This window comes from Planomicrobium sp. CPCC 101079 (assembly GCF_007859275.1).
Lineage (GTDB): Bacteria > Bacillota > Bacilli > Bacillales_A > Planococcaceae > Planococcus.
The window spans coordinates 285,687-306,687 of sequence record NZ_VOHC01000028.1 but is presented as its reverse complement, the minus strand read 5'-3'; the positions used below and the strand labels follow the sequence as shown (position 1 = coordinate 306,687).

The window sequence follows — 21,001 nt, the reverse complement described above, 5'->3', positions numbered from 1 at the left end:
GGACATCAGCTTTTTGTCTAGCCTTTTACTGCGCCTGCAGTTATGCCGGCGACAAAGAACCGTTGAAGGAAAATGTATGCAACGACCATCGGGGCCGAAGCAATGATAACTCCTGTGAAAAGCATCGGATAGTTGGTGGCGTATTGCCCTTGGAATTCAAGCAAAGCAAGCGGCAAGGTTTTATACGCGTTGTCCGTGATGAACAAGAGCGGATACAGCAAATCGTTCCAGTGCATCACGAACAGGAAAATGGCAGTTGCCGATAAAGATGGCAAGGATAATGGGACGACGATAGTCGTAAACACTTTCCAATTACCCGCCCCGTCCATTGTTGAAGCTTCGAACAATTCTTTCGGCAGTGTCTTCATAAAGCCTGTCAAGATAAAGACTGCAATCGGAAGCGTTGTCGCGATGTTGACGAGAATCAGCCCGACTAGGCTATTCGTCAAATTTAGATCAAGCATTAATGAGTAAAGAGGAACCATGCTTACTTGCGCTGGAACCATCATCCCCAAAGTAAATAACAAGAACAAAAGATTGCCAAACCAATTGTTGAGCCGGGTAATGCCGTAAGCGATCATAGCTGCAAAAAGCAGCGTGAGCGAAACGGAAAATAACGTGACGATGGAACTGTTCATAAAATAGCCCGCCATCGTCTGTTCCTGGAAAATGTTGACGTAGTTATTGAATTGCAGTCCGCCCTCTGGAATTCCTAGTGGGTTGGCGAACGTTTGCTGAAGTGTCTTAACGGAAGTCAGCACAACGACCAGCAACGGAATTAAGATCAACAATGCATAGACGGCAAGAGAGAATTTTCGGAAAAGCACATTGTTGTCCTCCTTTCACTAATAAGATATGCGGTCCGATCGCAGTGCCTTGAATTGTAAAAATGTAATAATGGCAATGATGACCATGAATATAACAGAAATGGCGCTTGCATAACCAAATTGAAAGCCACGGAAGGCCACCTCATAGATATACGTAGCGATGATTTCCGTTGAGTTGTTTGGACCGCCGCGAGTCATGGCAAAGACCAAGTCAAAGGCCTTGAACGATTGAATGGTCGTATACGCCACAACAATTGTAGCGGAAGGGGCAAGCAGCGGCCAAGTCACTTTTCTAAACGTCTGCCATTTGCTTGCTCCTTCGATTTTCGCTACCTCATACAAATCTTGCGGGATAGCTTGCAACCCTGCTACAAAGATGATTAGCATTTGTCCAGCATGGAACCAGACTTGTGTTATTGCTAATGAATAGATGGCCATATCAGCGTTCCCAAGCCAGTTTTGAGCCAAGAAACCAAGCCCTGCCAACTCTAGGAGCTGGTTCAAAATACCAAGCGAAGGGTCGTAGATGAACGACCAAATGAATGCAACCGAAACAGACGACAAAATTGTCGGGAAAAAGTACAGTGCCCGCAAAAAAATCGTTGTTTTGGTATTTTTCAGGACAATCAACGCAAAGGCAAGGGCTACCATTGTTTGGAGAATCACTACAACCAACATGAATTGCAAGTTATTTCCAATAGATTTTATAAAAATAGAATCTCCTGTAAATGCGCGGCTGTAGTTATCCAAACCGACAAACTGGAAAGACGGACTGAATCCGTCCCAGTTTGTGAATGAATAAAACAACGCACTTAAGGTCGGGTAGATAAAGAAAATACTATAAAGGATAAACCCTGGGATAAAAAATAAATAGATGGATTTTGAAATTTTCATGCAATCATTCCCTGTTTTCGTCTACGATTTTCTGGGCAGCTTTTGCTGCATCCATTGGGTCTGCTCCGCCCAATACGTCTTCAATCGAGCTGAGTACAGCATCTTCAACTTGAGCATTTGTGATTAAAAAGCGAGGTTGGAATCTCGTTTTTCTTTCGTCGATCCAGTATGCCGTATTTTTCAGCTCTTCAGTTTCATAATTGACGTCTTTAACTGTCAAATGCTGACCGGTTTCATTGGCATATTTCGATGCATTTTCCGGTTGGCTGAGAAATTCGATGAACTTTTTCGCTTGCTCTTTTTTCTCGGAATTGCTGTTGACAGCAAGCATGAATGTCGCTGTGTTGATGCCCTCATATTGGGCTTCGCTTTCTTCCACTGTGATAGGGGCAAGCAAATCCAATTCAAGATCCGGATTCAAACCAATAAGAGAAGCCATATGGTAAGATCCTGTTGCAAGCATCGCTGCTTCTTCACTCGCTACCATTTGCATTGCCGCATCTTGGTTCGTACCTAGTGCATTTTCTTGGATATATCCTTTTTGTTCAAGCAACTGGAAATCTTCTAGCGTTTTGACCCACCATTCGTTGGTCAATTGTTCTTCGCCGCTTTGCAATTTAGCAAAGATTTCTTCATCAGGAGCATTATTCATCATCATACTGTTCATAAATTGGTTTGGTCCAATATCCGCTCCCGGGAAAGCGATAGGGGTAATGCCATTTTCAAGCAAAGTGTCACAAAGCGCTTGGAACTCAGACCAGCTTTTTGGAACTTCGAGGCCCAGTTCTTCAAACATCGCTTTGTTGTAGATTGGCATATTGAAAACTAGCTGATAGGGCAGAGCCAGCTGTTTGCCGTCTTGCTGACCTACGCTGATTAAGTTTTCATCAAAGTTAGAAACAAATGCTTCTCCGCTTAAATCTTCAAAGACTCCGGCGCTTTGAAGTGATTCAAATTGGGAACCAGGAAATGACGCAAAAACATCTCCAGTTGAACCTTCCTGGAGCATACGTTGGGCAGTCGCCATGTATTGGTCGGATGGATAAATGGTCATTTCAACTGCAATGTCTGGATTTTCTTTTTCAAATTCAGCAATGATTTCGTCTAATACGGCCTTGTCTTCACCACGCCAGTGCATAAAGTTGATTTGCGTTTTTGACCCGCCTTCACTGCTGCTGTTGCTGGTGCTTTCGCCGGCACATCCAGAAAGAATCAATAGTACGGCTAAGAGTGTAAGCACCACAGAAGAATACTTTTTTTTCATCTTTGTTCCTCCTCGTCTTTTTTGAAACTTCCCCTCATACCTAGAATACCTTATAGATGCACCTAAAGACAAAATTATCGAATAACTAAAATAATTCTATTGACAAGTTGCGCGATATCGCATAAGATGGGTTCAACCTTTTTGGACGGATGGTAGAGGTGCCGGGAGCGGCATCGCCATAGTCTAGTTGAGTTGAGCATAGCTGAGCAAATCGCTGAATAAGAAGAGTAGCGCATCATCAACCTCTCAAAGAGAGCCAGTGGCGGGTGGGAACTGGCGGGGAATATGCGTGAATGGGCTTATGAGAGATTCCGTGAACGTTGATTAGCGGAATTCGTCACCCCGCGTTACTGGGGATCAAGGGAAAGCTGTGTCAGCTTTAACGTGAGGTGGTACCGCGGTCAATCCGTCCTCTGCTAAGGAATGTTTCTGTTCCTGGCAGGGGACTTTTTTATTGTCCAGCGAGTGATAAGGAGATGAGCAGAGATGAAGATGAGGAAAATTAATGGAGATTCATTGACGCCGATTGCAGTATTTAATCGGCTGACGGGGCCTCGGAAATGCTTGTTGGAAAGTTCACTGAAAACGACGGCTTCCGGACGGTATTCATTTATCGGTGCGGATCCATCAAAAAGTTTTATCGGCGAGGGAAACAGCTTGGTCGAAGTGGATTATCGGACGGGCGGCAAGGCAGAACTTGCCGGCAAACCGCTGGAGCTGTTGAAGAGCCGGATGCCGAAGTACGAGGCGCAAGTAGAAGGGCTGCCGTTTACAGGAGGCGCGCTCGGCTATATCGGCTATGATGCCATTCAAGCTTATGAACCGGTGGATGCACCGAGAAAGAACAGCCTGCAAATGCCGGATCTTCATTTGCACCTATACGAGACTCTTGTCGTATTTGATCATGTAAAGAACGACGTCACGATCATTTCGTTTGAAGATAAGTTGGACCAGATTGAACAAGAACTCAGTATGCCTGAAAAGACGATAGGATTCGATGAGCAGCAGCCGCTGCAATTCCAATCGAAAACCGATGCGGCCAAGTTCCGCGCCCAAGTGGAGCAGGCGAAAGACCACATCCGCAAAGGGGACGTGTTTCAATTGGTGCTGTCGCAGCGTTTATCGGCTTCTTATAAAGGAGATGCCTTCACGCTGTACCGCAAATTGCGCAAGCAGAATCCATCGCCGTATCAATTTTTTGTTGAATTTGATGAGTACACAGTCGTGGGTGCATCTCCTGAGAGCTTATTGACAATCCGTGATGGTGGGATGGTGACCAATCCGATTGCCGGAACGCGCAAGCGCGGAAAGACGGAAGCGGAAGATGATATGCTGGCGACTGAATTGGCGAATGATGAAAAAGAGCAGGCAGAACACCAAATGCTGGTCGATCTTAGCCGCAACGACGTCGGCCGCGTCGCTGAAATCGGCAGTGTCGCCATTCCAAAATACATGGCCATTGAAAGATATCAACATGTCATGCACTTGGTATCCGAAGTGACCGGCGAGTTGAACCGAGCAATGCATCCGCTTGATGCATTGGTATCATGCTTGCCCGCCGGTACAGTATCAGGCGCGCCGAAAGTCCGGGCGATGCAGCTGATTCAGCAATTTGAAGAAGAGCGGCGCGGGGTATACGGAGGCGCCATCGGGTATTTTGGGTTTAACGGCAACTTGGATGTCGCGCTCGCCATCCGGACGTTTGTGATGAAAGACGGACAGGTGCATGTGCAGGCAGGAGCAGGCATCGTCTATGATTCCGATCCGCAGGCGGAATACGAAGAAACGCTCCACAAAGCACGCTCATTAACGGAGGTGTTCGGATGATTTTACTAATTGATCATTACGATTCGTTTACGTACAACATTTACCAAGCAGTTGCGGAGATGGGGGTTGAAGTGGAAGTGGTCCGTTATGGCAAGCTCCCAGTGGAAGAACTTCTTGCAAAGAAACCCGAAGCAATTATTTTATCGCCAGGTCCGGGGCATCCGGATGCATTGCCGGAGTCCATCCGGCTCATCCAGGAAACCTACAAATCCATTCCGCTGCTCGGCATTTGCCTTGGACACCAGCTGCTGGGGGCGGCGTTCGGAGGAAATGTCGTGCAAGCTCCCGTTATTCGGCACGGCAAAGTGTCGGTCGTGGAGCATCGAAACGAAGGGCTGTTTTCCAATTTGCCGCAACCACTGCCGGCGATGCGCTATCACTCTCTTGTACTTGAGGCAGCGACTTTGCCGGATTGCTTCAAGGTACAAGCTGCTGCAACGGATGATAATTCAATCATGGCAATCCAGCACCGAGATTATCCTGTGTTTGGCTTGCAATTTCATCCGGAATCGATTGGCACGCCGGATGGAGTAAAATTGTTGAAGGGCTTTGTTTCAGAATTGAAGCGGGAAGCTGGCGTAAAGTAAAGGAAGGGAATTGGAAAGTATTTTCGTATTTTAGAAAGTATTTCAGAGAAAACGGAAAGTATTTTATCCATTTCGAAAAGTAAATCCAATCGACTAAAAAACCTGGCCCACAAAAGTGGGCCAGGTTTTTTTAAGGTTCCCGGACAACCGGCATTGTGCAGCAGCGAAAGGCGCCGCCAGATTTGATGATTTCCGAAAAGTCGACTTCAATCACGTGATACCCGCGCGAGGCGAGCTGGCGATTGACGCCCGCGTTTTGCGGCTGGCTAAAAACGCGCTTCTCTCCGATAGACAAAACGTTCACGCCGAGAGAAAACTGCTCTTCGCTGCTCACACGGATCAAGTCATAAGATTCGGCAAGCAGATTGATGGTCTTGGAGCTCAAAGCTTCTGGATAGATGAGGGCTTCTGTAGGAGACAGAATATTAAAGACGCAATCAAGGTGCAAATATTTCTCGTCGAAAGGAATCGGCATTATGCGGCGGTCGGGCAATTTTCGCTGCAGCTCTTGAATGACTTGTTCGGATGTCCGTGAACTGATGCCGACAAATGCCTTATTGTGATCCAAGAGAACGTCGCCGCCTTCAATTGGCTCGCCGAAAAGCTGTTCACAAGTGATGCGATGGCCTGTAAGCCAGTTTAGCAATATTTTTTCTTCGCCTTGACGGATTTCTGAAGCCATGGCGCCAATAAAAACTTTTTCGCCAATTGCAAAGCCGATATCCCGAGTAAAAACTTGTTCAGGAAACTGAGGGGCCGGCTCAAGCAGCGTGGTCTCGACTCCGTTTTTTTGCAATGCTTCCACAAATGCAGCATGCTGGGCCAACGCTTTTTCATTATTGATGTTTTCATCTTTATACGCTTCTTGTACATCGTTGATCACTTCTTTGATTTCCATGAAACGGGGAGGGCATAGGACAGCGCGGCGCAAAGTGCCATACTCGCTTTCGCACCGGCCATCGGATGATTCTTTTGTATAAGCTTGCATTTGATTTCCCCCAATAAACAGAATTTATTAAGATGTTATTCCCTTTTGGCCGGCCGAATAAAACCTGAATTCCACAGCCCCATTCACAAGGAGGAGGACACATGAGAAAATGAAGAAGCGAAAAGAAAGGAGCAAACAGATGAAAATCAACAAACAGGAAGTTCAGGAAGACCGCGAATTTATCCGTTCAAAAGTGATTGAACACAATATGGCGAGCTTGTCAGATGCGATAAAATCACCGAGTGAACAAGTGAGTTTCATCGCTCGGAACGATGATGGGGACATTATCGGCGGCGTGACCGGCACAAGTTTCTGGCAGCATATGCACATCGATTTTTTATGGGTGGATGCGGCTGAACGGGGACAGGGAATTGCTAGGCAATTAATGGAGCAAATAGAAGCTTATGCCCGTTCAATAAGCTGCCGGTTAATGATTGTGGAAACTTTCAGCTTTCAAGCACCAGGCCTCTACAAAAAATTAGGCTTCAATGAATTTGGCATAATTGAAGATCATCCGGCTGGACACAGTTTCCACTATTTTGAAAAGCGATTGACTACATAAAGAAAAAACGGGCGCCAATGGCAGCCCGTTTTTTAGTCTTTGTAGAAAACTTTGTCTACGTTATATTTTGCTTTTTGCGTATTGATCACATAAGTTTCGTAAATGTCGCGTTCCATCGGATCTTCAACGATCGTCACTGAAATGCGGTGAATTTCTTCGCGGTGGTTTTTCAATGGTGAAACGGTATCTTCCAAGTGTTTTTTCACTCGTTGGCGAAGTTTGCGGGCTTTTCCGACAAACAATAACTCGCCGCTGTGATTGAAAAACTGGATGATGCCGCCTTTGTCACGTGGAATCTCGTGCAAATCGATGAAGCCGTAAATCGGTTTGATGACCGGTTCATCGCCATTGATTTCCTGTTTGCGCTGGGTAATGGTCACGTCTGCTTTTGGCAATTGAATATTAATCATGTTTATCACGTCCTCTAATTATCGTATTGCCTATCGTAACACAAAAAAGAGCGAAAATCTATTCGCTCTTTTTTCATCGTCCAAGAAAATCTGGCAGTTACAACGATTTTAACGCGTCTTCAATAACTGTATCGCCTTGCAGTACCTCAAAAGTCTTGTGGTAAGTATTGCTTCGGCCAAGCACATCGACAAGCAGCGTTGCCACATCTGCCCGGGTAATGGAACGTCCTTCCATTGAAGGAAATCCATCTTCGGCTATTTCGATTTTGCCGACGGGATCTTCATTGGCAAGTGAGCCAGGGCGGACAATGGTATAGTCAAGGCTGGTATTTCGCAAAAGGTCGTCAGCTGTCCGCTTGGCCACAAGATAAGGCTTCATTTCCTCGCCGCCCGCGTCCGGATTGCCGGAGCCAATGGAACTCAGCTGCACAAAGCGCTTCACGCCTTTTTCTTCTGCATACTTCGCAGCTTTAACAGCACCCCATAAATCGATGGTCAACGTTTTGTCAGCGCCTGTGGAGCCGCCGGAACCGGCTGCGAAAATGACGGCGTCTACACCTTCGTAAGCATCGCTGAAATCTTCCTCAAGATTGCCAAGCACTACACGAGAAGCGCCCAGTTCTTTCAGGTTTTCCACTTGTTCTTCTTTGCGTACCATGGCTGTCGCCTCGTGCTGTGAATCGGCCAATGCCTTTACAATCTTCTGGCCTACTTGCCCGTTCGCACCAATTACTAGTACATTCATGTATGCCCACTCCTTTTATCTATTCGACCTTTTTATAATTCCCTCCCATTTGTCTATCAAACATCTGCTATTTTTATACTTTTGCTATCCAAAGAAAAGGAGACAGGCTAAAATGAAAGGACGGAGGTGTAACAATGGAAATCACGAACTATGTTTTGGAAGAAATAAAAGATCCGACAGGAATCATGGTCGGCAAACGCTACGAATTTTTATTGGACGTCGAAGTGGACGAAGACGACGAGTTATATACAACAGGCGGCCTTGAGTTGCGCGTCATTCTGGCAACAGACGGCAGTGCATCGCGCATCGCCCACTATAACTTTATCGACAAATTGTCGCGTGACGTGCTCGAATTCGGATTAGAAGATGACGAAGAGGCGGACGTGCTGGCATTTTGCGCAGATAAATTATAAAAAAATCCCCAGCCAACGCTGGGGATTTTTTAGACTTTCACTTCAATTTTTGCATCTTTTTTCAATTCCTCGATGCGCTCAAATACCGCATCTTGTGTTTTTTGCTGCTCGAGTGACTGGCGGATGGTCGGTTCCATTTCCTCAAAGGCCGGAGCTTCTTGTTCCGATGATTCCACAAAACCATCGTATGCTTCTTGTACTTCTTTGTCCGTAACTTTGCCGCCTTCAATTTCTTCTGCTACATAGCTTTCGTAAACAAGTTGTTCACGGAGCTGTTCTTCTAGCTCTTCCATCGTATAGCCTGTCGATTTTAGTGTCTCGTTCATGGCTTCTTCATTTTCAAACTGGCCCTTCATTTCTTCGAGACGCTCTTTCAAGACCGTTTCATCTGCTTTATGGCCTTTCTTTTCTGCGTCCTGGATGATGAGCTTATTGCCCACAATCACTGTAACGGCCTGGGATTTAACTTGTTCCGCAGTTTCTGCGCTGCTTGTATCTTGCCCTTGGGTGGCAAGAGAAGACTCCAATTGGCGGGCAACACTGCTGTAAACATTTCCTTTAATTTCTTCACCGTTGACAATTACTGCAACTTCATCGTTAGCTGGCAATTCCATACTTGAAGCTGGCTGTTCTGTGGCAGCTTCTTGCTGCTCTGTGGTTTCCACAGCGGTTTCTTCCTTTGGTGCAGCTTCTTCATTATCTGAACACGCTCCAAGCGTTAATAACAAAAGAAAAGGGGCTAAGGTGAATTTCATTTTTTTAATCATGCAAAATCTCCTCTTTGTTTGTCTCGTTTCAGTTAACCATATTTATATAAGCGATACAAATAATTTAGCGGTTCTGTATAATGGAACCTATTATAAGCAGGAGGCTTGGAAATGGATAAATTTTTTACACGGGCAATGGGCTTGCTGCTGTTTTTGGTGGTGATCTGGGGCGTCAGCTGGTCTATATATAAAGTGGCGCTTGAGTTCACACCGCCGATTTTATTTGCAGGAATTCGGTCGCTTCTAGGAGGCCTCATGCTTGGCCTTGTGCTATTGCCTTCATGGAAACGCATCCGGTGGCGTGAAAACTGGCGAGCCTATTGCGTTTCTGCGCTATTGAACGCTGTGTTTTTTTACGGTCTCCAAACAATGGGGCTCGAGTATTTGCCTGGAGGTTTGTTTTCGGTTTTGATTTATTTTCAGCCAGTGCTCATTGGCATATTTGCATGGCTATGGCTTGGCGAATCAATGACGGCCCTAAAAATAACCGGTTTGCTTGCCGGTTTCTTTGGCATTGCCGTAATTAGTGCCGACAGTTTTGGCGGTGCACTTTCGGTTCCGGGAATTATTTTGGCTTTACTGGCAGCGGTCAGTTGGGCACTTGGAGTGGTTTTTGTCAAAAAAGTGAGTGATACTGTCGACTCGATGTGGATGGTTTCGTTGCAATTTATTGTTGGCGGTGTGATTTTGACGGCCGTTGGTACTGTGGTCGAAAGCTGGACGGATATTATTTGGAACACATCTTACTTTATTGGACTTGGCTTTGGCTCAACACTTGGCATTCCGGTTGCATTTGTCATTTATTTTCATTTGATCAATAGAGGAGAAGCGAGCAAAGTGGCGGCGTTCACTTTTCTTGTGCCTTTGATTGCGGTATTGACAGGCACGTTCTTTTTGCAAGAGCCGGTTACTTATACACTGGTTATTGGATTGGTTTTAATTGTCTCAAGCATTTACCTGGTGAATCGCCAACCGAAAAAAAGCAAAATATAGCGAGTGATGCTCCACCGGGGACTATGACGAAGTGTGAGTGTTTGGCTGGGGAAATACCGAAGAAGTCGATTTGCTGCATTGATTTGGCAACTAGGGCTGTTATAATTACCTATGAAACCAAATATTCATACTTTTTTCATTAACAACTAAATCGAGTTTTTTGGAGGAATTGTAATGGGACAGACAAATAACATCCAACCGCGCAAAACATTAGATGCAATTGAACCTTATTCACCGGGCAAGCCGATTTGGGAAGTGCAAAAAGAATTAGGGCTTGAGCGTGTCATCAAGCTCGCTTCGAACGAAAATCCGTTAGGGCCTTCACCGAAAGCGCTCGAAGCCATCAAAAATGGCTTAGCGGAACTGAACCGTTATCCGGACGCAGACGCCTCCATGTTGAAGCAGGCCATTGCCAAGGAATACGGCGTTAATCCCCAACAGGTAATTCCGACAAACGGGGCAGATGAACTGATTACATTGATTTCCGAAGCCTTCCTGGAAACGGGAGATGAAGTGATTGTTCCTTCACCATCGTTCAGTGAATATGATTTTGGAGCTCATATTATGGGGGCAACCGTTGTTCCTGTCCCATTTGCAGAAGATTTTAAGTATGATGTGGATGCATTGATTGCAGCGGTAACAGAGAAAACAAAACTGATTTATATTTGTACGCCTAACAATCCAACAGGCACATATATAGCAAAAGCGGATATTGAAAAGTTAGTGAAAGCGGTAAAAGGTGCACTTATCGTGTTTGACGCTGCGTATAGCCACTTTGCTGAAGATGAGGATTACACGAATGGCATTGAATTTATCCAAGCAGGCTATCCGGTGCTGACTCTTCAAACATTCTCCAAAATATACGGCATTGCAGGGGTGCGTGTCGGTTATGGCATCGCGCCGGAATTCATTATTCAAGCGATATTGAAAGTGAAAGAACCGTTCAACGTCAACAGCCTTGCCCAAATCGCTGCAACTGCAGCCATCGGCGATACAGAGCATGTCCGCTCATCGCAAGCGGTCAATAAAGCGGGAAGAGAACAATTATATAAAATCTTTGACGGCCTTGGCTTGGCTTACACAAAGAGCATGGGCAATTTTGTGCTTGTGCATGTAGGGCCTGAAGGTGAGAGAATTTATAAAGAGTTGATGGCAAAAGGCGTGATTGTCCGCTACGGGAAAACGTGGGGCTTGCCGGAACACATCCGTGTGTCAGTAGGGACTGAGGAAGAAAACGCATTTTTCGGTGAAGTACTGTCCGGATTATTGGCAAAACAACTATAAGCAGAAGCTGTTTCCTAAGGGAAGCAGCTTTTTTTTATGCCCGGCAAAAAACATGGCGGGAGCGCTGGTGTTCTTGTTTAATAGGCAAGCAGAGCGGGAAGATTTGAGGTAACCGATTTATGCGAAGGATGGATGTTATGATATACGATTGCGCAATTATTGGAGGCGGGCCTGCGGGCCTGAATGCAGCATTGGTTTTGGGAAGATCAAGGCGGAAAACAGTTCTTTTTGATGACGATAATGGACGCAATTTGGTTACTCGGGAATCGCATGGCTTTATCACGCGGGACGGCATCCAGCCGGAAGAACTTAAACACTTGGCCCGCCAAGATATTAAGAAGTACGATACTGTAGAATTGAAAAAAAAGAGAATTGATCGAATTGAGCGTTTAAGCGAAACGCATTATCAATTGACAACATCTGAAGGGGAAACTTTTCACAGCATCAAAATTATTCTGGCAGCGGGAGTGAAAGAACAGCTTCCGAATATTCCGGATATCGAGAAATACTACGGCACAAGTTTATATAGCTGCCCGTATTGCGACGGATGGGAATTGAAAGATCAGCCGCTTGCTGTTATTGCAGATAAAAACGTTTATGCACTTGCTAAGAAAGTGTATAACTGGAGCCGGGATTTAGCGGTATTCACTAACGGAATCGGCAGGCTTGAAGAAGAAGAAAAAGCGAGTCTCATCAAGCAAGGCATCAAAGTCTACGAAGATATCCTCAGTGGCCTGGAAGGGGAAAACGGGCAATTGCGAAGTGTCAGGCTGGAGGATGGCACCTTGATTGATCGGGTAGGCGGCTTCACAACACCGCTTTGGAGCCATTCTACTTCTTTCGCTGATGAACTCGGCTGTGAACAAAATAGTTACGGCGGCATCAAGACCGACGAATATGGCCGGACCAATGTCTGGAATGTTTATGCCGCAGGGGATGCATCGCTTATCGTCCCGTCGCAACTTGTTATTGCGGCTGGGGAAGGAAGTGCTGCGGCGATTGGCGTCAACGGCGATTTATCGAATGAATACTTCGACCCCGAGAAATAATTTGAGAAGATTTTAACTTTCGCTTGTTATCGTCCCGTTCCATGGGGTAAACTGCAGAAAACAGAACGCTGGGAGGCAGTGAAATGGACAATTCCAATCTATTGGCATCGATTACGTACATTGACACTGAACGATCGATCGAAGCCGGTGAAATGAAAATCGTCCATACGGAACATGCCCTCCACCTGTATGAAGACACAGTGACCACTTCTGCATCACATTTCCATTTGGCCAATGTATGGGACATGTCTTATCGTTCCTTTTCCGATGAAGCGAATCTATTGTATCTGCATACGCACCGCGGTGTTGTTGCCTATAAAGTGTACACAGATCCGGGGCATTTCGTCACCACTTTCAAAAAGTTGAAAAATGACAATTATTGATGTAGACGAAAGGAGAGCTTTTCATGAGCAACGTGATTGAAACGGCAGATGTTTGGGTTGATAAAGTGAACGCACAAGATGTGGAAGGCGTTCTTGAAGTATCTGACCCAAACATCGAACTGATAGGTCCGAGGGGGGCGGGTTTCGGCCATGACTTGCTTGTCCAATGGATGGAGAATACAGGTGTGAAGTTGCATACAATGACCCGTTATGCTGATGACCACCGCGTTGTTTATGAACAAGAAGCAGTCTGGGAAAACCAAGACGGGCACGTTATCGTCTATACATTCATGGAGATTAAAGAAGGCAAAGTGACACGGCTTGAACGGTTTGATAATATTGACGACGCATTCAGCACAAGCGGTTTGAACGAAGCGAATAAAGTGGCATGAAAAAAAGCGGCTCCGAATGACGGAGCCGCTTTTTTTACTGCCGTTTTAAGGTCAGCCTCTTTAATTTTAATTCTTGATCAAATTTTTAAAATCCGCCCATTGTTTGATGCGGGGCATATCCAAGTGGCGATTATACGATTGGTCTTTTACCAGTACTTTGACTGGGCTGCCAGCTAATGTATCTATCACTGAGGGTTTATCGTCAACATAATAGTCCAGCTGCAAATTTTTAATGATTTCCACTTTCTCCGCATCTTTCATGCCGCAGAAAAAGCGGTCATCGCGTACGGGAAAACCTTGCCGTTTCATCCATTCCTTCGTATTTTCAGCATGTTTGGCGCTTCGCGCCGTTATATAGTAGATTTCATGGCCTTCTGTTTCAAGCTGCTGAAGGAAATTGATTGCTCCAGGATAAGGAGGGCAGTCGGAATAATAAATTTCTTCCAGCGAGCTATTCCACATTTCTGCACCTTCTTGGTCTGTCATGCCAAACGCTTCATGTATTTCCACCCGCTCAAGAGCATGGAAAACATCCATTGACACAGTTTGGCCAAGCTTTTTTTGGTACAGATTGAACGCATACTCGCGCAATCCAATCAATGTATCGTCTATATCAAAACCGAATCTCATTTATTTGCTCCTTGTTTTTCGGGATAACCAGTAAACCGGAAGTCCGTCCCGACTTTTGTGAATTCCCCGTCTACTAGTTCTACCGCGTCTTTCATCAATTCAATCCCTTCACCCTCAATGAAAGTAGGCGCGTCTTTGCCGCCAATAAGTTTCGGGGCAAAATACAGCACCACTTTATCAATCAACCCTTGCTCTAGAAACGCTGAATTGATCGTCCCGCCGCCTTCGATAAAGAGGGAGGAGATGGATTTTTCTCCAAGTATGCGAACCACGTCTTGCACATCCACCCGACTTTCACCGCTTGTCTCAAAGATGGAAATTCCCTGAGCTTCAAGCTGTTGCCGCTTTTGCTGGTTGTATTTCTGGCTCGTGAAAATCCAAGTTTCTGCTAATCCGTCATTTAACAGCTTTGCTTCTAGTGGGATACGAAGTTTCGAATCCATCACAATGCGAAGCGGGTTGCGGCCGTTGGGAATGCGGGCGGTCAATTCCGGGTCATCTTCGATAACAGTTCCTACACCGACCAAAATCGCCATATGTTCACTTCTCAGTCGGTGTACATCCTGACGGGCACCTGCCGAAGTGATCCATTTGCTGTCCAAAGAATGAGTTGCGATTTTGCCGTCCAACGTAGAAGCGGCTTTTAAAGTCACAAAAGGTATTTTTTCAATGATAAACTTATTGAACACTTCGTTCATTTTCCGCGATTCTTCTTCTCGGATCCCCACTATGACTTCAATGCCGGCATTTTTGAGCATCTTTACACCATTCCCGGAAACAAGCGGATTGGGATCAAGTGCAGCGACGATGACTGTCTTGATGCCGGCATCGATAATGGCTTGGGCGCATGGGCCTGTCCGCCCATAGTGAGAGCAAGGTTCAAGCGTGACGTAGATTGTTCCGCCCCGCGCCAAGTCCCCAGCCATACGGATTGCGTGGATTTCAGCGTGCGGTTCGCCTGCTTTCAAATGGGCGCCGATTCCGACAATCCGCTGATTGTTGACGATGACAGAGCCGACGAGTGGGTTTGGGTCGGTTTGGCCTTTCATTGTCCGGGCATTGGTCAAGGCTAAATCCATGTGGAATTCATGGTGCGACATGGACAGAAGCCTCCTCATTCTTTAAGTGGCCTGAGCGGTTGATTTTGGTTTGCAAGTAATTTGAATTGAATTCAGATTCGTCTCCCCATATAGAGGCTCTTCCGGTAAGCTGCAATCCAGCTTCTTCTAGCGCGGCCAATTTTTTCGGGTTGTTGGTGATAAGGGTGACCGGTCTTGAACGCAAGGTTTTCAAAACAGCAATAGCATCTCCGTAATTTCTCGAATCATCGACAAATCCCAGACTTTCGTTTGCTTCTACTGTGTCATAGCCATTTTCTTGGAGAACGTAAGCCATTGCTTTACTAAATAGGCCAATGCCTCGCCCTTCGTGATTTGCCAAATAGAACAAGGCGCCAGTGCCGGACTCCACAATTTGTTTCATCGATTTTTTCAGTTGGAAACCGCAGTCGCAGCGCTTACTTCCAAAAATATCGCCAGTGTGGCAAATCGAATGCATGCGAATCAAGGCATCTTCCGCTTTTTCAAAATCCCCATAAACAAGCACGCTGGATTGCTGGTACTCGGCCAAATTCGAAGAAGAGAGCTTCTCGATAATGCGTCCGTAGTCTTCGGTTACTTCATCGTAATTGAGCCAGCAATACCAGTTGAATACGACCGTTTCACCGTATAGATTGACTGGCAGCCGGATTGGCCCCACTAAGTAAATGGCACCTTCGTCAGATGAGATCATTTGTATTTTATCTTTTAACACTTCAAAAACTTTCGGTTCAAGTTTCATAGTTTCCATAAAGATTGTCCCCCTAAAGTGGATGTTTCTAATTTGTATAGTTATCATACTACAACTGCTTACTAAAAGTAATCTATTATTTCTTCACATTTTCAATATTTCTTTGAATTAAAGATATTCAGCATGGAAATTAGTTGAAAAGCGCTGTCCGAAAGTTCATGCTGGCTTTGCAATTAGAAGGCGGATATGCTATATTTGCTACATTATAATAATTCTAAATAAGGAAGAGGAGGAATAAGCATGTTACCAGCAAAATTGACATTGGCTTTAAATGATCAGTTTAATAACGAATTACAAGCAGCGCATTCGTATACCGCAATGGCAGCCTATTTTTCGAAAAAAGGGTACCATGGTTTCGCCAATTTCTATTTAATACAAGCGCAAGAAGAACATTTTCACGCAATGAAATTTTATCATTTCTTGGTCACGATGGATGAGAAGCCGGTATTGCAAGCGTTGGCAGAACCGAAAAACCATTATGCAGATGCGATGGACGTGCTCGAAAGCTCGTTGGCCCAAGAAAAAGATGTGACCAGCCACATTTATGCGCTGGTGACATTAGCCGCTGACTTGCAGGAACATGCCACTGCATCTTTTCTGGATTGGTTTATCGAAGAGCAGATGGAGGAAGAAAAGCTGTTCCGCGATACCATCACACGCATGAAAAACATTACAGAAGGCGGAGAATATTTCTTAAAAATGAACGATGAATTTGCTGCACGAAGAATGGAAGAAGCATAATAATTAAAAAGCGGCACACACTTACTAGTGTGCCGTTTTGTTGTTATAGAAGGAAGTGGGGACATGTTTACTGATTACAAACCAGCTGTGCACCTCAATCAGGTCAGTTATATCATTGACGGCAACAAAATATTGAAACGCATTACCGGTTCATTTCCGGAAGGGAAAATAACGACATTGGTCGGGCCGTCGGGCGCCGGCAAAACCACCTTATTAAAATTGTGCAATGGGTTGCTGTCGCCAAGTTCAGGCGAACTGTACGTCAAAGGCCAGCCAATTAACAGCTATGAACCAACTGAATTGCGCCGATTGGTTGGGATTGCGCTACAAAGCGCCCCGATGGTCAGCGGTACTGTTTATGACAATCTGGCATTGCCGATGGAACTTCAGAGCAAAAAACTTTCTGCAGATGCGGCAAAGCAGCTGTTGCATGATGTCGGGCTGGAAGAAGAGTTTATGCACCGGAAAGTCAGCGACCTGTCAGGCGGCCAGCGCCAAAAAGTCTCCATTGCGCGGACGCTGGTAAATCGGCCGGACATATTATTGCTTGACGAAATCACTTCATCATTAGACCGGACCTCACTAAAGGAAATAGAAGAACTCATTGCAGCAATCAACCGAAAATATAAAACCACTATTATCTGGATTACCCATAATTTACAGCAGGCATTGGAGATCGGTGATTTTACATGGGTGATGATGGAAGGCGAAGTGATTGAAACCGGTGAAAGCGAGCTCTTGAAGTCGCCGGCTACCGATAAAGTCAGGCACTTTGTGAAAGGGGGAGCGGTATGAGTTATTGGACCCTGTCGATTACACTGATTTTTGTCGCTTTGCCGCTCTTGCTTTCAAAAACCTTGAACCTTGGATTAGAAAGAGATACGGTAATTGCAACAGTCCGTTCTATCATTCAACTGTTAGCGGTCGGTTATATTTTAAAGTTTGTTTTCGATTCTGAAAGCTTGTTGTATATTTTCTTAATGGTTACCTTAATGATTGCTGCTGCGACACATAATGCCCAGAAAAAAGGAATCGCCATTAAAGGCATTGTGTGGAAAGTTGCCGCGACATTAGTGTTTGTTGAAGTTTTAACGCAAAGCGTGCTGCTTGGCTTCGGGGTTACACCACCTACCGCGCAATACATTATTTCAATCAGCGGCATGGTCATCGGAAACTCGATGGTGCTGGCGATTTTGTTCCTAAACCGCTTTACTGCCGAAGTTGAAACACATCAAGATGAAACGGAGCTCGTCTTATCGCTCGGCGGAACGCCGAAGCAAGCGATACATACTCAGCTGATGCATTCCATCAAAGCGAGCATGATTCCGACGATTGAAAGCCAAAAAACGGTAGGGCTCGTCCAGCTGCCAGGGATGATGAGCGGCCAAATTATTGCAGGTGCAGATCCGATTCAAGCTGTGCAATTCCAATTGCTTATCATGTTCCTGCTCCTGACGACTGCCGCAGTCACCAGTGTAATGCTCGGATTTTTGTCTTATCCAACTCTTTTCAACCAACGAATGCAATTGCTAAAAAGCTGACCCGCAATCAACGCGGGCCAGCTTTTTTTATTCAATTTGAAAAGTTCCGGAACCCGGCAATTCTTCAATCAACTGTGCCCCAAAAAGGCCGGCAGGTGTAAAGCTGCCGCCTTTGTAATGGCCGTTAAGCAGCTTCTCCACTATAGCGAGCGAGCCATATACGGTAAGGTCATAGACATTAGCGGTCTGAATCCGTACAGTTTTCACTTGTCCACTGGCATTTCTTGCTTCTCCCCAAACAAATGCAGGAGCGCTGGATCGCAAGGCTTCATCCGGACCACTAATGTTTCGGTCCACCCAATCCGCCAATTTTTTTTGCATGAAAGAAGTTGCGAGCGCAGGGCCGAATCCTGAAAGCAACCGCGCGCCTAAAATGCGGTATTTCGCCATTGGGATCCAGGTGGAGATGTTCGGGATGCCGGTCGTGTGAAATGCCGTCGATACGTCGCCCCATGGAATGCCCATCGCAGAACGGGCGCCTCTGCCAAAGTCGATGGTGCGGCTCTGGCTTCCAAGCGGCACTGGAGTCAATGTGCCACTCCGTCGTTCCGCACTTCCCGAACCAAGCCCTTGAATCATTGTTTTCATCGTTCCCGGCGATATTCCCGAGTCTGAATCGAATCCGAGTGAGAGATGGGTGGCGTCAGGCAATAGCTCTTTTAGTTTTAACGCAATGCAGTCGGTCGGAATCACATCGAATCCGACGCCTGAACAAAGAATGACACCGCGTTCTTCAGCCAATAGGTTTTTGGCCTGTGTATGTTCAAGAACAGCAATCTCGCCTGTTATATCCAAGTAATGGGTTTTTGCTGCGATGCAAGCTTCAATCATGGGAGCGCTGGTGTTGCTGAAAGGGCCGGCACAGTGAAGCACCAAATCGATGTCTTCTAAAAATTTGGAGGCTTCGGCGTCAATTGGGAATTCCCGAACCTCCAATTTCAGTTTGATAGCAAGAGGCAAAAGATTTTCTTCGCTGCGGCCTCCTAGAACCGGAGATAGGCCGCGTTCTGCTGCTTCATGTGCAATCAAATCCCCTGTATAGCCGCTTGCTCCATAAATCATCCATTTCTTTTTCATTTGCTGTTACCTCTTTTCCAGTTGCTTTTATGAACTTTCACTGTAATTAAAGCCTAAAAGCAAAGAAACTTTGTATAGACGAATTATCGCTGTTCTCTCACCTGGACAGTAAGCTCATCATCCTTTTGTGTCCTGACAATTGTTTGTTGCTCATAAGTATAATTTATTGAGAATACAGGAGTATATAAAATTACAGGTATTTTTGCATCCCAGGTGCATCGGCAGGCCGAGCTTCAAAACCAAATTTTTTATAAAATTCCATCTTTCCTTTTGCGCTCGCAAGTTGGACTTGCTTCATGCCATCTTCTTGGCATTTTGCTAGAAGCGTAGTTAGTATTTCGCTTCCGATGCCTTGCTTTTGAAAGTCCGGATGAACAATCATATCGCCAATCAAGGTTTGATAAACACCATCCGAGATAATGCGCCCTGTGCCGACAAGCTTTTCGCCGCTATAAGCACAAACCATAAAATAGCTGTTACTGATCGCTGTCGCCAAATCGTCCGCTGTAAAACTGTATTTGGCATTCCATCCGGTTGTCGCAAACAAAGCGAAAAAAGCTTTTTTTTCAGGCACGGCGCTTTCGTAACGTATGGCCATGGCAAGCCCTCCATTCCCTCTTTTTTAATCCTTATCATGCCATTTAGTGTTAATAATTGCTAGACATCGATAAAAAGTTTTCAGAAAAAGAAAAAAAGGGAAGAGAGGGGTAAGAAACGGAGCACTAGCTTTTGCTTCTAACTAAGGAGGGGGAAGAATGAATAGAATCCATCTTATTCCTTATCGCATTGAAGAAATAATAACTGTGGCCCCGCAAATTCCAGAAGGCGTTCGGATGATCAAGGCACCGGAAGTATGGGGAAAAGCGGAAGGCGGCCAAGGCAATGTTATTGCGATTTTGGACACAGGCTGCCAATCCAATCACCCGGATTTAGAAGACCGCATTGTTGCCGGACGGAATTTCACGCCAGATTATAGTAACGATGAAGCAAATTTCGAAGATAATAATGGCCATGGCACGCACGTTGCTGGAACGGCTGCCGCTTCTTTAAGAGATGGGGGTGTAGCTGGAGTGGCTCCTGAAGCGCAGCTCCTCATTTTGAAAGTGCTGGATGCTAAAGGCAGCGGCGATTATGCAGGGATTATTGAAGCCATCCATTACGCAATCGATTGGACAGGACCGCGCGGCGAAAAAACGACTGTCATCTCAATGTCTCTCGGTGGGCCAGATGATGTACCTGAGCTCCATGAAGCGATCAAGCGTGCAGTAACTGCAGGAATTCCAGTTGTTTGTGCTGCTGGCAACGAAGGCGACTCCAGTCCTGACACCGACGAATTAGGCTATCCCGGGGCTTATAGAGAAGTGATCCAAGTAGGGGCTGTTGATTTTAACCGGAAAATTGCGTCGTTCAGCAATACGAACGATGAAATAGATCTTGTGGCGCCCGGTGTCAACATACATTCCACCTATTTGGACGGGCAATACGCCAGCTTGTCTGGGACATCGATGGCGACCCCCCATGTTTCAGGTGCTTTAGCATTGATTAAAAATATAGCAGAAAAAGAATTTGCCCGTAACCTGACAGAAGCAGAATTGTATGCCCAGCTTGTCCGGAGAACAGTGCCGCTTGGCTACCCAAAAACAGCAGAAGGGAACGGTTTAGTGGAACTGGATGCTTTAGAGAAAATCGAACAGTTTTTTGGACTTGACAATAGAGGAGGCGTATAATCTATAAGGGTTTATGGTCGCCATAAACCCTTGCTTCTTTGTTAAGAAGCAG

General features: G+C 45.7%; 25 protein-coding genes and 1 other annotated feature. Of the genes, 13 read left to right on the top strand and 12 right to left on the bottom strand.

The window, feature by feature from the left end; genetic code table 11:
* Positions 1-17 precede the first annotated feature (17 nt).
* From FQV28_RS13650 to FQV28_RS13640, 3 genes are read right to left on the bottom strand one after another with little or no spacing between them, the layout of a single operon-like run.
* Positions 18-827: a carbohydrate ABC transporter permease gene (locus FQV28_RS13650; protein WP_146497049.1), complete on the bottom strand. Its 810-nt coding sequence runs from the start codon at positions 825-827 to the stop codon at positions 18-20.
* A gap of 18 nt (positions 828-845) precedes the next feature.
* Entirely contained in the window at positions 846-1,721 is an 876-nt protein-coding gene (locus FQV28_RS13645; RefSeq protein ID WP_146497048.1) for a carbohydrate ABC transporter permease, read from the bottom strand.
* A gap of 4 nt (positions 1,722-1,725) precedes the next feature.
* Positions 1,726-2,985 (bottom strand): ABC transporter substrate-binding protein, encoded by a 1,260-nt coding sequence (locus FQV28_RS13640; protein WP_146497047.1) that lies wholly within the window; start codon positions 2,983-2,985, stop codon positions 1,726-1,728.
* 205 nt (positions 2,986-3,190) lie between these two features.
* Positions 3,191-3,402, top strand: a binding site (T-box leader).
* 69 nt (positions 3,403-3,471) lie between these two features.
* Here FQV28_RS13640 and trpE point away from each other — a divergent pair.
* Positions 3,472-4,812, top strand: coding sequence for an anthranilate synthase component I (gene trpE / locus FQV28_RS13635; protein ID WP_146497046.1), 1,341 nt, complete (start codon positions 3,472-3,474; stop codon positions 4,810-4,812).
* Positions 4,809-5,399, top strand: coding sequence for an anthranilate synthase component II (locus tag FQV28_RS13630; RefSeq protein WP_146497045.1), 591 nt, complete (start codon positions 4,809-4,811; stop codon positions 5,397-5,399). Before trpE ends, FQV28_RS13630 begins: the two co-directional genes overlap by 4 nt.
* A gap of 130 nt (positions 5,400-5,529) precedes the next feature.
* On the opposite strand, the gene FQV28_RS13625 is transcribed toward FQV28_RS13630, so the two are convergent.
* Positions 5,530-6,387, bottom strand: coding sequence for a dimethylarginine dimethylaminohydrolase family protein (locus FQV28_RS13625; protein ID WP_146497044.1), 858 nt, complete (start codon positions 6,385-6,387; stop codon positions 5,530-5,532).
* Between the two features lie 139 nt (positions 6,388-6,526).
* Here FQV28_RS13625 and FQV28_RS13620 point away from each other — a divergent pair, with 139 nt between their 5' ends.
* Positions 6,527-6,949 carry a GNAT family N-acetyltransferase gene (locus tag FQV28_RS13620; RefSeq protein ID WP_146497043.1) on the top strand — a complete coding sequence of 141 codons (423 nt, stop codon included), beginning with the start codon at positions 6,527-6,529 and terminating at the stop codon, positions 6,947-6,949.
* 32 nt (positions 6,950-6,981) lie between these two features.
* Here the strand turns inward: FQV28_RS13620 and FQV28_RS13615 are convergent, their stop codons facing one another.
* Complete coding sequence (locus tag FQV28_RS13615) at positions 6,982-7,365, bottom strand: nucleotide excision repair endonuclease (protein WP_255472961.1); 384 nt, start codon at positions 7,363-7,365, stop codon at positions 6,982-6,984.
* A 91-nt stretch (positions 7,366-7,456) separates the two neighbouring features.
* Positions 7,457-8,104 (bottom strand): SDR family oxidoreductase, encoded by a 648-nt coding sequence (locus tag FQV28_RS13610; RefSeq protein WP_146497041.1) that lies wholly within the window; start codon positions 8,102-8,104, stop codon positions 7,457-7,459.
* Between the two features lie 134 nt (positions 8,105-8,238).
* Here FQV28_RS13610 and FQV28_RS13605 point away from each other — a divergent pair, with 134 nt between their 5' ends.
* Positions 8,239-8,517: a DUF6509 family protein gene (locus FQV28_RS13605; RefSeq protein WP_146497040.1), complete on the top strand. Its 279-nt coding sequence runs from the start codon at positions 8,239-8,241 to the stop codon at positions 8,515-8,517.
* A 29-nt stretch (positions 8,518-8,546) separates the two neighbouring features.
* Here FQV28_RS13605 and FQV28_RS13600 read toward each other — a convergent pair whose 3' ends face one another.
* Complete coding sequence (locus FQV28_RS13600) at positions 8,547-9,284, bottom strand: SurA N-terminal domain-containing protein (RefSeq protein WP_146497039.1); 738 nt, start codon at positions 9,282-9,284, stop codon at positions 8,547-8,549.
* Positions 9,285-9,395: 111 nt separating this feature from the next.
* On the opposite strand from FQV28_RS13600, the gene FQV28_RS13595 reads away from it, so the two are divergent.
* From FQV28_RS13595 to FQV28_RS13575, 5 genes are all read left to right on the top strand, one after another.
* Entirely contained in the window at positions 9,396-10,277 is an 882-nt protein-coding gene (locus FQV28_RS13595) for a DMT family transporter (RefSeq protein WP_146497038.1), read from the top strand.
* A 174-nt stretch (positions 10,278-10,451) separates the two neighbouring features.
* Positions 10,452-11,561 carry a histidinol-phosphate transaminase gene (gene hisC / locus FQV28_RS13590; protein WP_146497037.1) on the top strand — a complete coding sequence of 370 codons (1,110 nt, stop codon included), beginning with the start codon at positions 10,452-10,454 and terminating at the stop codon, positions 11,559-11,561.
* 137 nt (positions 11,562-11,698) lie between these two features.
* Complete coding sequence (locus FQV28_RS13585; RefSeq protein WP_146497036.1) at positions 11,699-12,610, top strand: NAD(P)/FAD-dependent oxidoreductase; 912 nt, start codon at positions 11,699-11,701, stop codon at positions 12,608-12,610.
* A gap of 83 nt (positions 12,611-12,693) precedes the next feature.
* Entirely contained in the window at positions 12,694-12,993 is a 300-nt protein-coding gene (locus FQV28_RS13580) for a hypothetical protein (protein ID WP_146497035.1), read from the top strand.
* 23 nt (positions 12,994-13,016) lie between these two features.
* Positions 13,017-13,385 carry a nuclear transport factor 2 family protein gene (locus FQV28_RS13575; protein WP_146497034.1) on the top strand — a complete coding sequence of 123 codons (369 nt, stop codon included), beginning with the start codon at positions 13,017-13,019 and terminating at the stop codon, positions 13,383-13,385.
* 66 nt (positions 13,386-13,451) lie between these two features.
* Here FQV28_RS13575 and FQV28_RS13570 read toward each other — a convergent pair whose 3' ends face one another.
* From FQV28_RS13570 to FQV28_RS13560, 3 genes are read right to left on the bottom strand one after another with little or no spacing between them, the layout of a single operon-like run.
* A complete protein-coding gene (locus tag FQV28_RS13570; protein WP_146497033.1) occupies positions 13,452-14,015 on the bottom strand; it encodes a 5' nucleotidase, NT5C type in 564 nt (187 codons plus the stop codon).
* A complete protein-coding gene (gene ribD / locus FQV28_RS13565; RefSeq protein ID WP_146497032.1) occupies positions 14,012-15,115 on the bottom strand; it encodes a bifunctional diaminohydroxyphosphoribosylaminopyrimidine deaminase/5-amino-6-(5-phosphoribosylamino)uracil reductase RibD in 1,104 nt (367 codons plus the stop codon). Before ribD ends, FQV28_RS13570 begins: the two co-directional genes overlap by 4 nt.
* A complete protein-coding gene (locus FQV28_RS13560) occupies positions 15,102-15,863 on the bottom strand; it encodes a GTP cyclohydrolase II (protein ID WP_146497031.1) in 762 nt (253 codons plus the stop codon). Before FQV28_RS13560 ends, ribD begins: the two co-directional genes overlap by 14 nt.
* Before the next feature lie 240 nt (positions 15,864-16,103).
* Here FQV28_RS13560 and FQV28_RS13555 point away from each other — a divergent pair, with 240 nt between their 5' ends.
* The 3 genes from FQV28_RS13555 (at position 16,104) to FQV28_RS13545 (ending at position 18,145) form a co-directional block, all read left to right on the top strand.
* Entirely contained in the window at positions 16,104-16,604 is a 501-nt protein-coding gene (locus FQV28_RS13555; protein ID WP_146497030.1) for a ferritin, read from the top strand.
* Between the two features lie 63 nt (positions 16,605-16,667).
* On the top strand, positions 16,668-17,399 hold the full coding sequence (locus FQV28_RS13550) for an ABC transporter ATP-binding protein (RefSeq protein WP_146497029.1): 732 nt from the start codon (positions 16,668-16,670) through the stop codon (positions 17,397-17,399).
* Positions 17,396-18,145, top strand: coding sequence for an ABC transporter permease (locus tag FQV28_RS13545; protein WP_146497028.1), 750 nt, complete (start codon positions 17,396-17,398; stop codon positions 18,143-18,145). Before FQV28_RS13550 ends, FQV28_RS13545 begins: the two co-directional genes overlap by 4 nt.
* A 27-nt stretch (positions 18,146-18,172) precedes the next feature.
* Here the strand turns inward: FQV28_RS13545 and FQV28_RS13540 are convergent, their stop codons facing one another.
* Positions 18,173-19,222, bottom strand: coding sequence for a saccharopine dehydrogenase family protein (locus FQV28_RS13540; protein ID WP_146497027.1), 1,050 nt, complete (start codon positions 19,220-19,222; stop codon positions 18,173-18,175).
* Positions 19,223-19,412: 190 nt separating this feature from the next.
* Complete coding sequence (locus FQV28_RS13535) at positions 19,413-19,820, bottom strand: GNAT family N-acetyltransferase (protein ID WP_146497026.1); 408 nt, start codon at positions 19,818-19,820, stop codon at positions 19,413-19,415.
* A gap of 157 nt (positions 19,821-19,977) precedes the next feature.
* Between FQV28_RS13535 and FQV28_RS13530 the strand changes: the two genes are divergently transcribed.
* Positions 19,978-20,949 carry a S8 family peptidase gene (locus FQV28_RS13530; protein ID WP_146497025.1) on the top strand — a complete coding sequence of 324 codons (972 nt, stop codon included), beginning with the start codon at positions 19,978-19,980 and terminating at the stop codon, positions 20,947-20,949.
* The last annotated feature ends 52 nt before the right edge of the window (positions 20,950-21,001 follow it).

Coding starts and splice junctions, on each gene's coding strand:
- FQV28_RS13645 (WP_146497048.1), bottom strand. CDS start 1,721: ATGAAAATTTCAAAATCCATCTATTTATTTTTTATCCCAGGGTTTATC.
- FQV28_RS13640 (WP_146497047.1), bottom strand. CDS start 2,985: ATGAAAAAAAAGTATTCTTCTGTGGTGCTTACACTCTTAGCCGTACTA.
- trpE (WP_146497046.1), top strand. CDS start 3,472: ATGAAGATGAGGAAAATTAATGGAGATTCATTGACGCCGATTGCAGTA.
- FQV28_RS13630 (WP_146497045.1), top strand. CDS start 4,809: ATGATTTTACTAATTGATCATTACGATTCGTTTACGTACAACATTTAC.
- FQV28_RS13625 (WP_146497044.1), bottom strand. CDS start 6,387: ATGCAAGCTTATACAAAAGAATCATCCGATGGCCGGTGCGAAAGCGAG.
- FQV28_RS13620 (WP_146497043.1), top strand. CDS start 6,527: ATGAAAATCAACAAACAGGAAGTTCAGGAAGACCGCGAATTTATCCGT.
- FQV28_RS13610 (WP_146497041.1), bottom strand. CDS start 8,104: ATGAATGTACTAGTAATTGGTGCGAACGGGCAAGTAGGCCAGAAGATT.
- FQV28_RS13605 (WP_146497040.1), top strand. CDS start 8,239: ATGGAAATCACGAACTATGTTTTGGAAGAAATAAAAGATCCGACAGGA.
- FQV28_RS13600 (WP_146497039.1), bottom strand. CDS start 9,284: ATGATTAAAAAAATGAAATTCACCTTAGCCCCTTTTCTTTTGTTATTA.
- FQV28_RS13595 (WP_146497038.1), top strand. CDS start 9,396: ATGGATAAATTTTTTACACGGGCAATGGGCTTGCTGCTGTTTTTGGTG.
- hisC (WP_146497037.1), top strand. CDS start 10,452: ATGGGACAGACAAATAACATCCAACCGCGCAAAACATTAGATGCAATT.
- FQV28_RS13585 (WP_146497036.1), top strand. CDS start 11,699: ATGATATACGATTGCGCAATTATTGGAGGCGGGCCTGCGGGCCTGAAT.
- FQV28_RS13580 (WP_146497035.1), top strand. CDS start 12,694: ATGGACAATTCCAATCTATTGGCATCGATTACGTACATTGACACTGAA.
- FQV28_RS13575 (WP_146497034.1), top strand. CDS start 13,017: ATGAGCAACGTGATTGAAACGGCAGATGTTTGGGTTGATAAAGTGAAC.
- FQV28_RS13570 (WP_146497033.1), bottom strand. CDS start 14,015: ATGAGATTCGGTTTTGATATAGACGATACATTGATTGGATTGCGCGAG.
- ribD (WP_146497032.1), bottom strand. CDS start 15,115: ATGTCGCACCATGAATTCCACATGGATTTAGCCTTGACCAATGCCCGG.
- FQV28_RS13560 (WP_146497031.1), bottom strand. CDS start 15,863: ATGGAAACTATGAAACTTGAACCGAAAGTTTTTGAAGTGTTAAAAGAT.
- FQV28_RS13555 (WP_146497030.1), top strand. CDS start 16,104: ATGTTACCAGCAAAATTGACATTGGCTTTAAATGATCAGTTTAATAAC.
- FQV28_RS13550 (WP_146497029.1), top strand. CDS start 16,668: ATGTTTACTGATTACAAACCAGCTGTGCACCTCAATCAGGTCAGTTAT.
- FQV28_RS13545 (WP_146497028.1), top strand. CDS start 17,396: ATGAGTTATTGGACCCTGTCGATTACACTGATTTTTGTCGCTTTGCCG.
- FQV28_RS13540 (WP_146497027.1), bottom strand. CDS start 19,222: ATGAAAAAGAAATGGATGATTTATGGAGCAAGCGGCTATACAGGGGAT.
- FQV28_RS13535 (WP_146497026.1), bottom strand. CDS start 19,820: ATGGCCATACGTTACGAAAGCGCCGTGCCTGAAAAAAAAGCTTTTTTC.
- FQV28_RS13530 (WP_146497025.1), top strand. CDS start 19,978: ATGAATAGAATCCATCTTATTCCTTATCGCATTGAAGAAATAATAACT.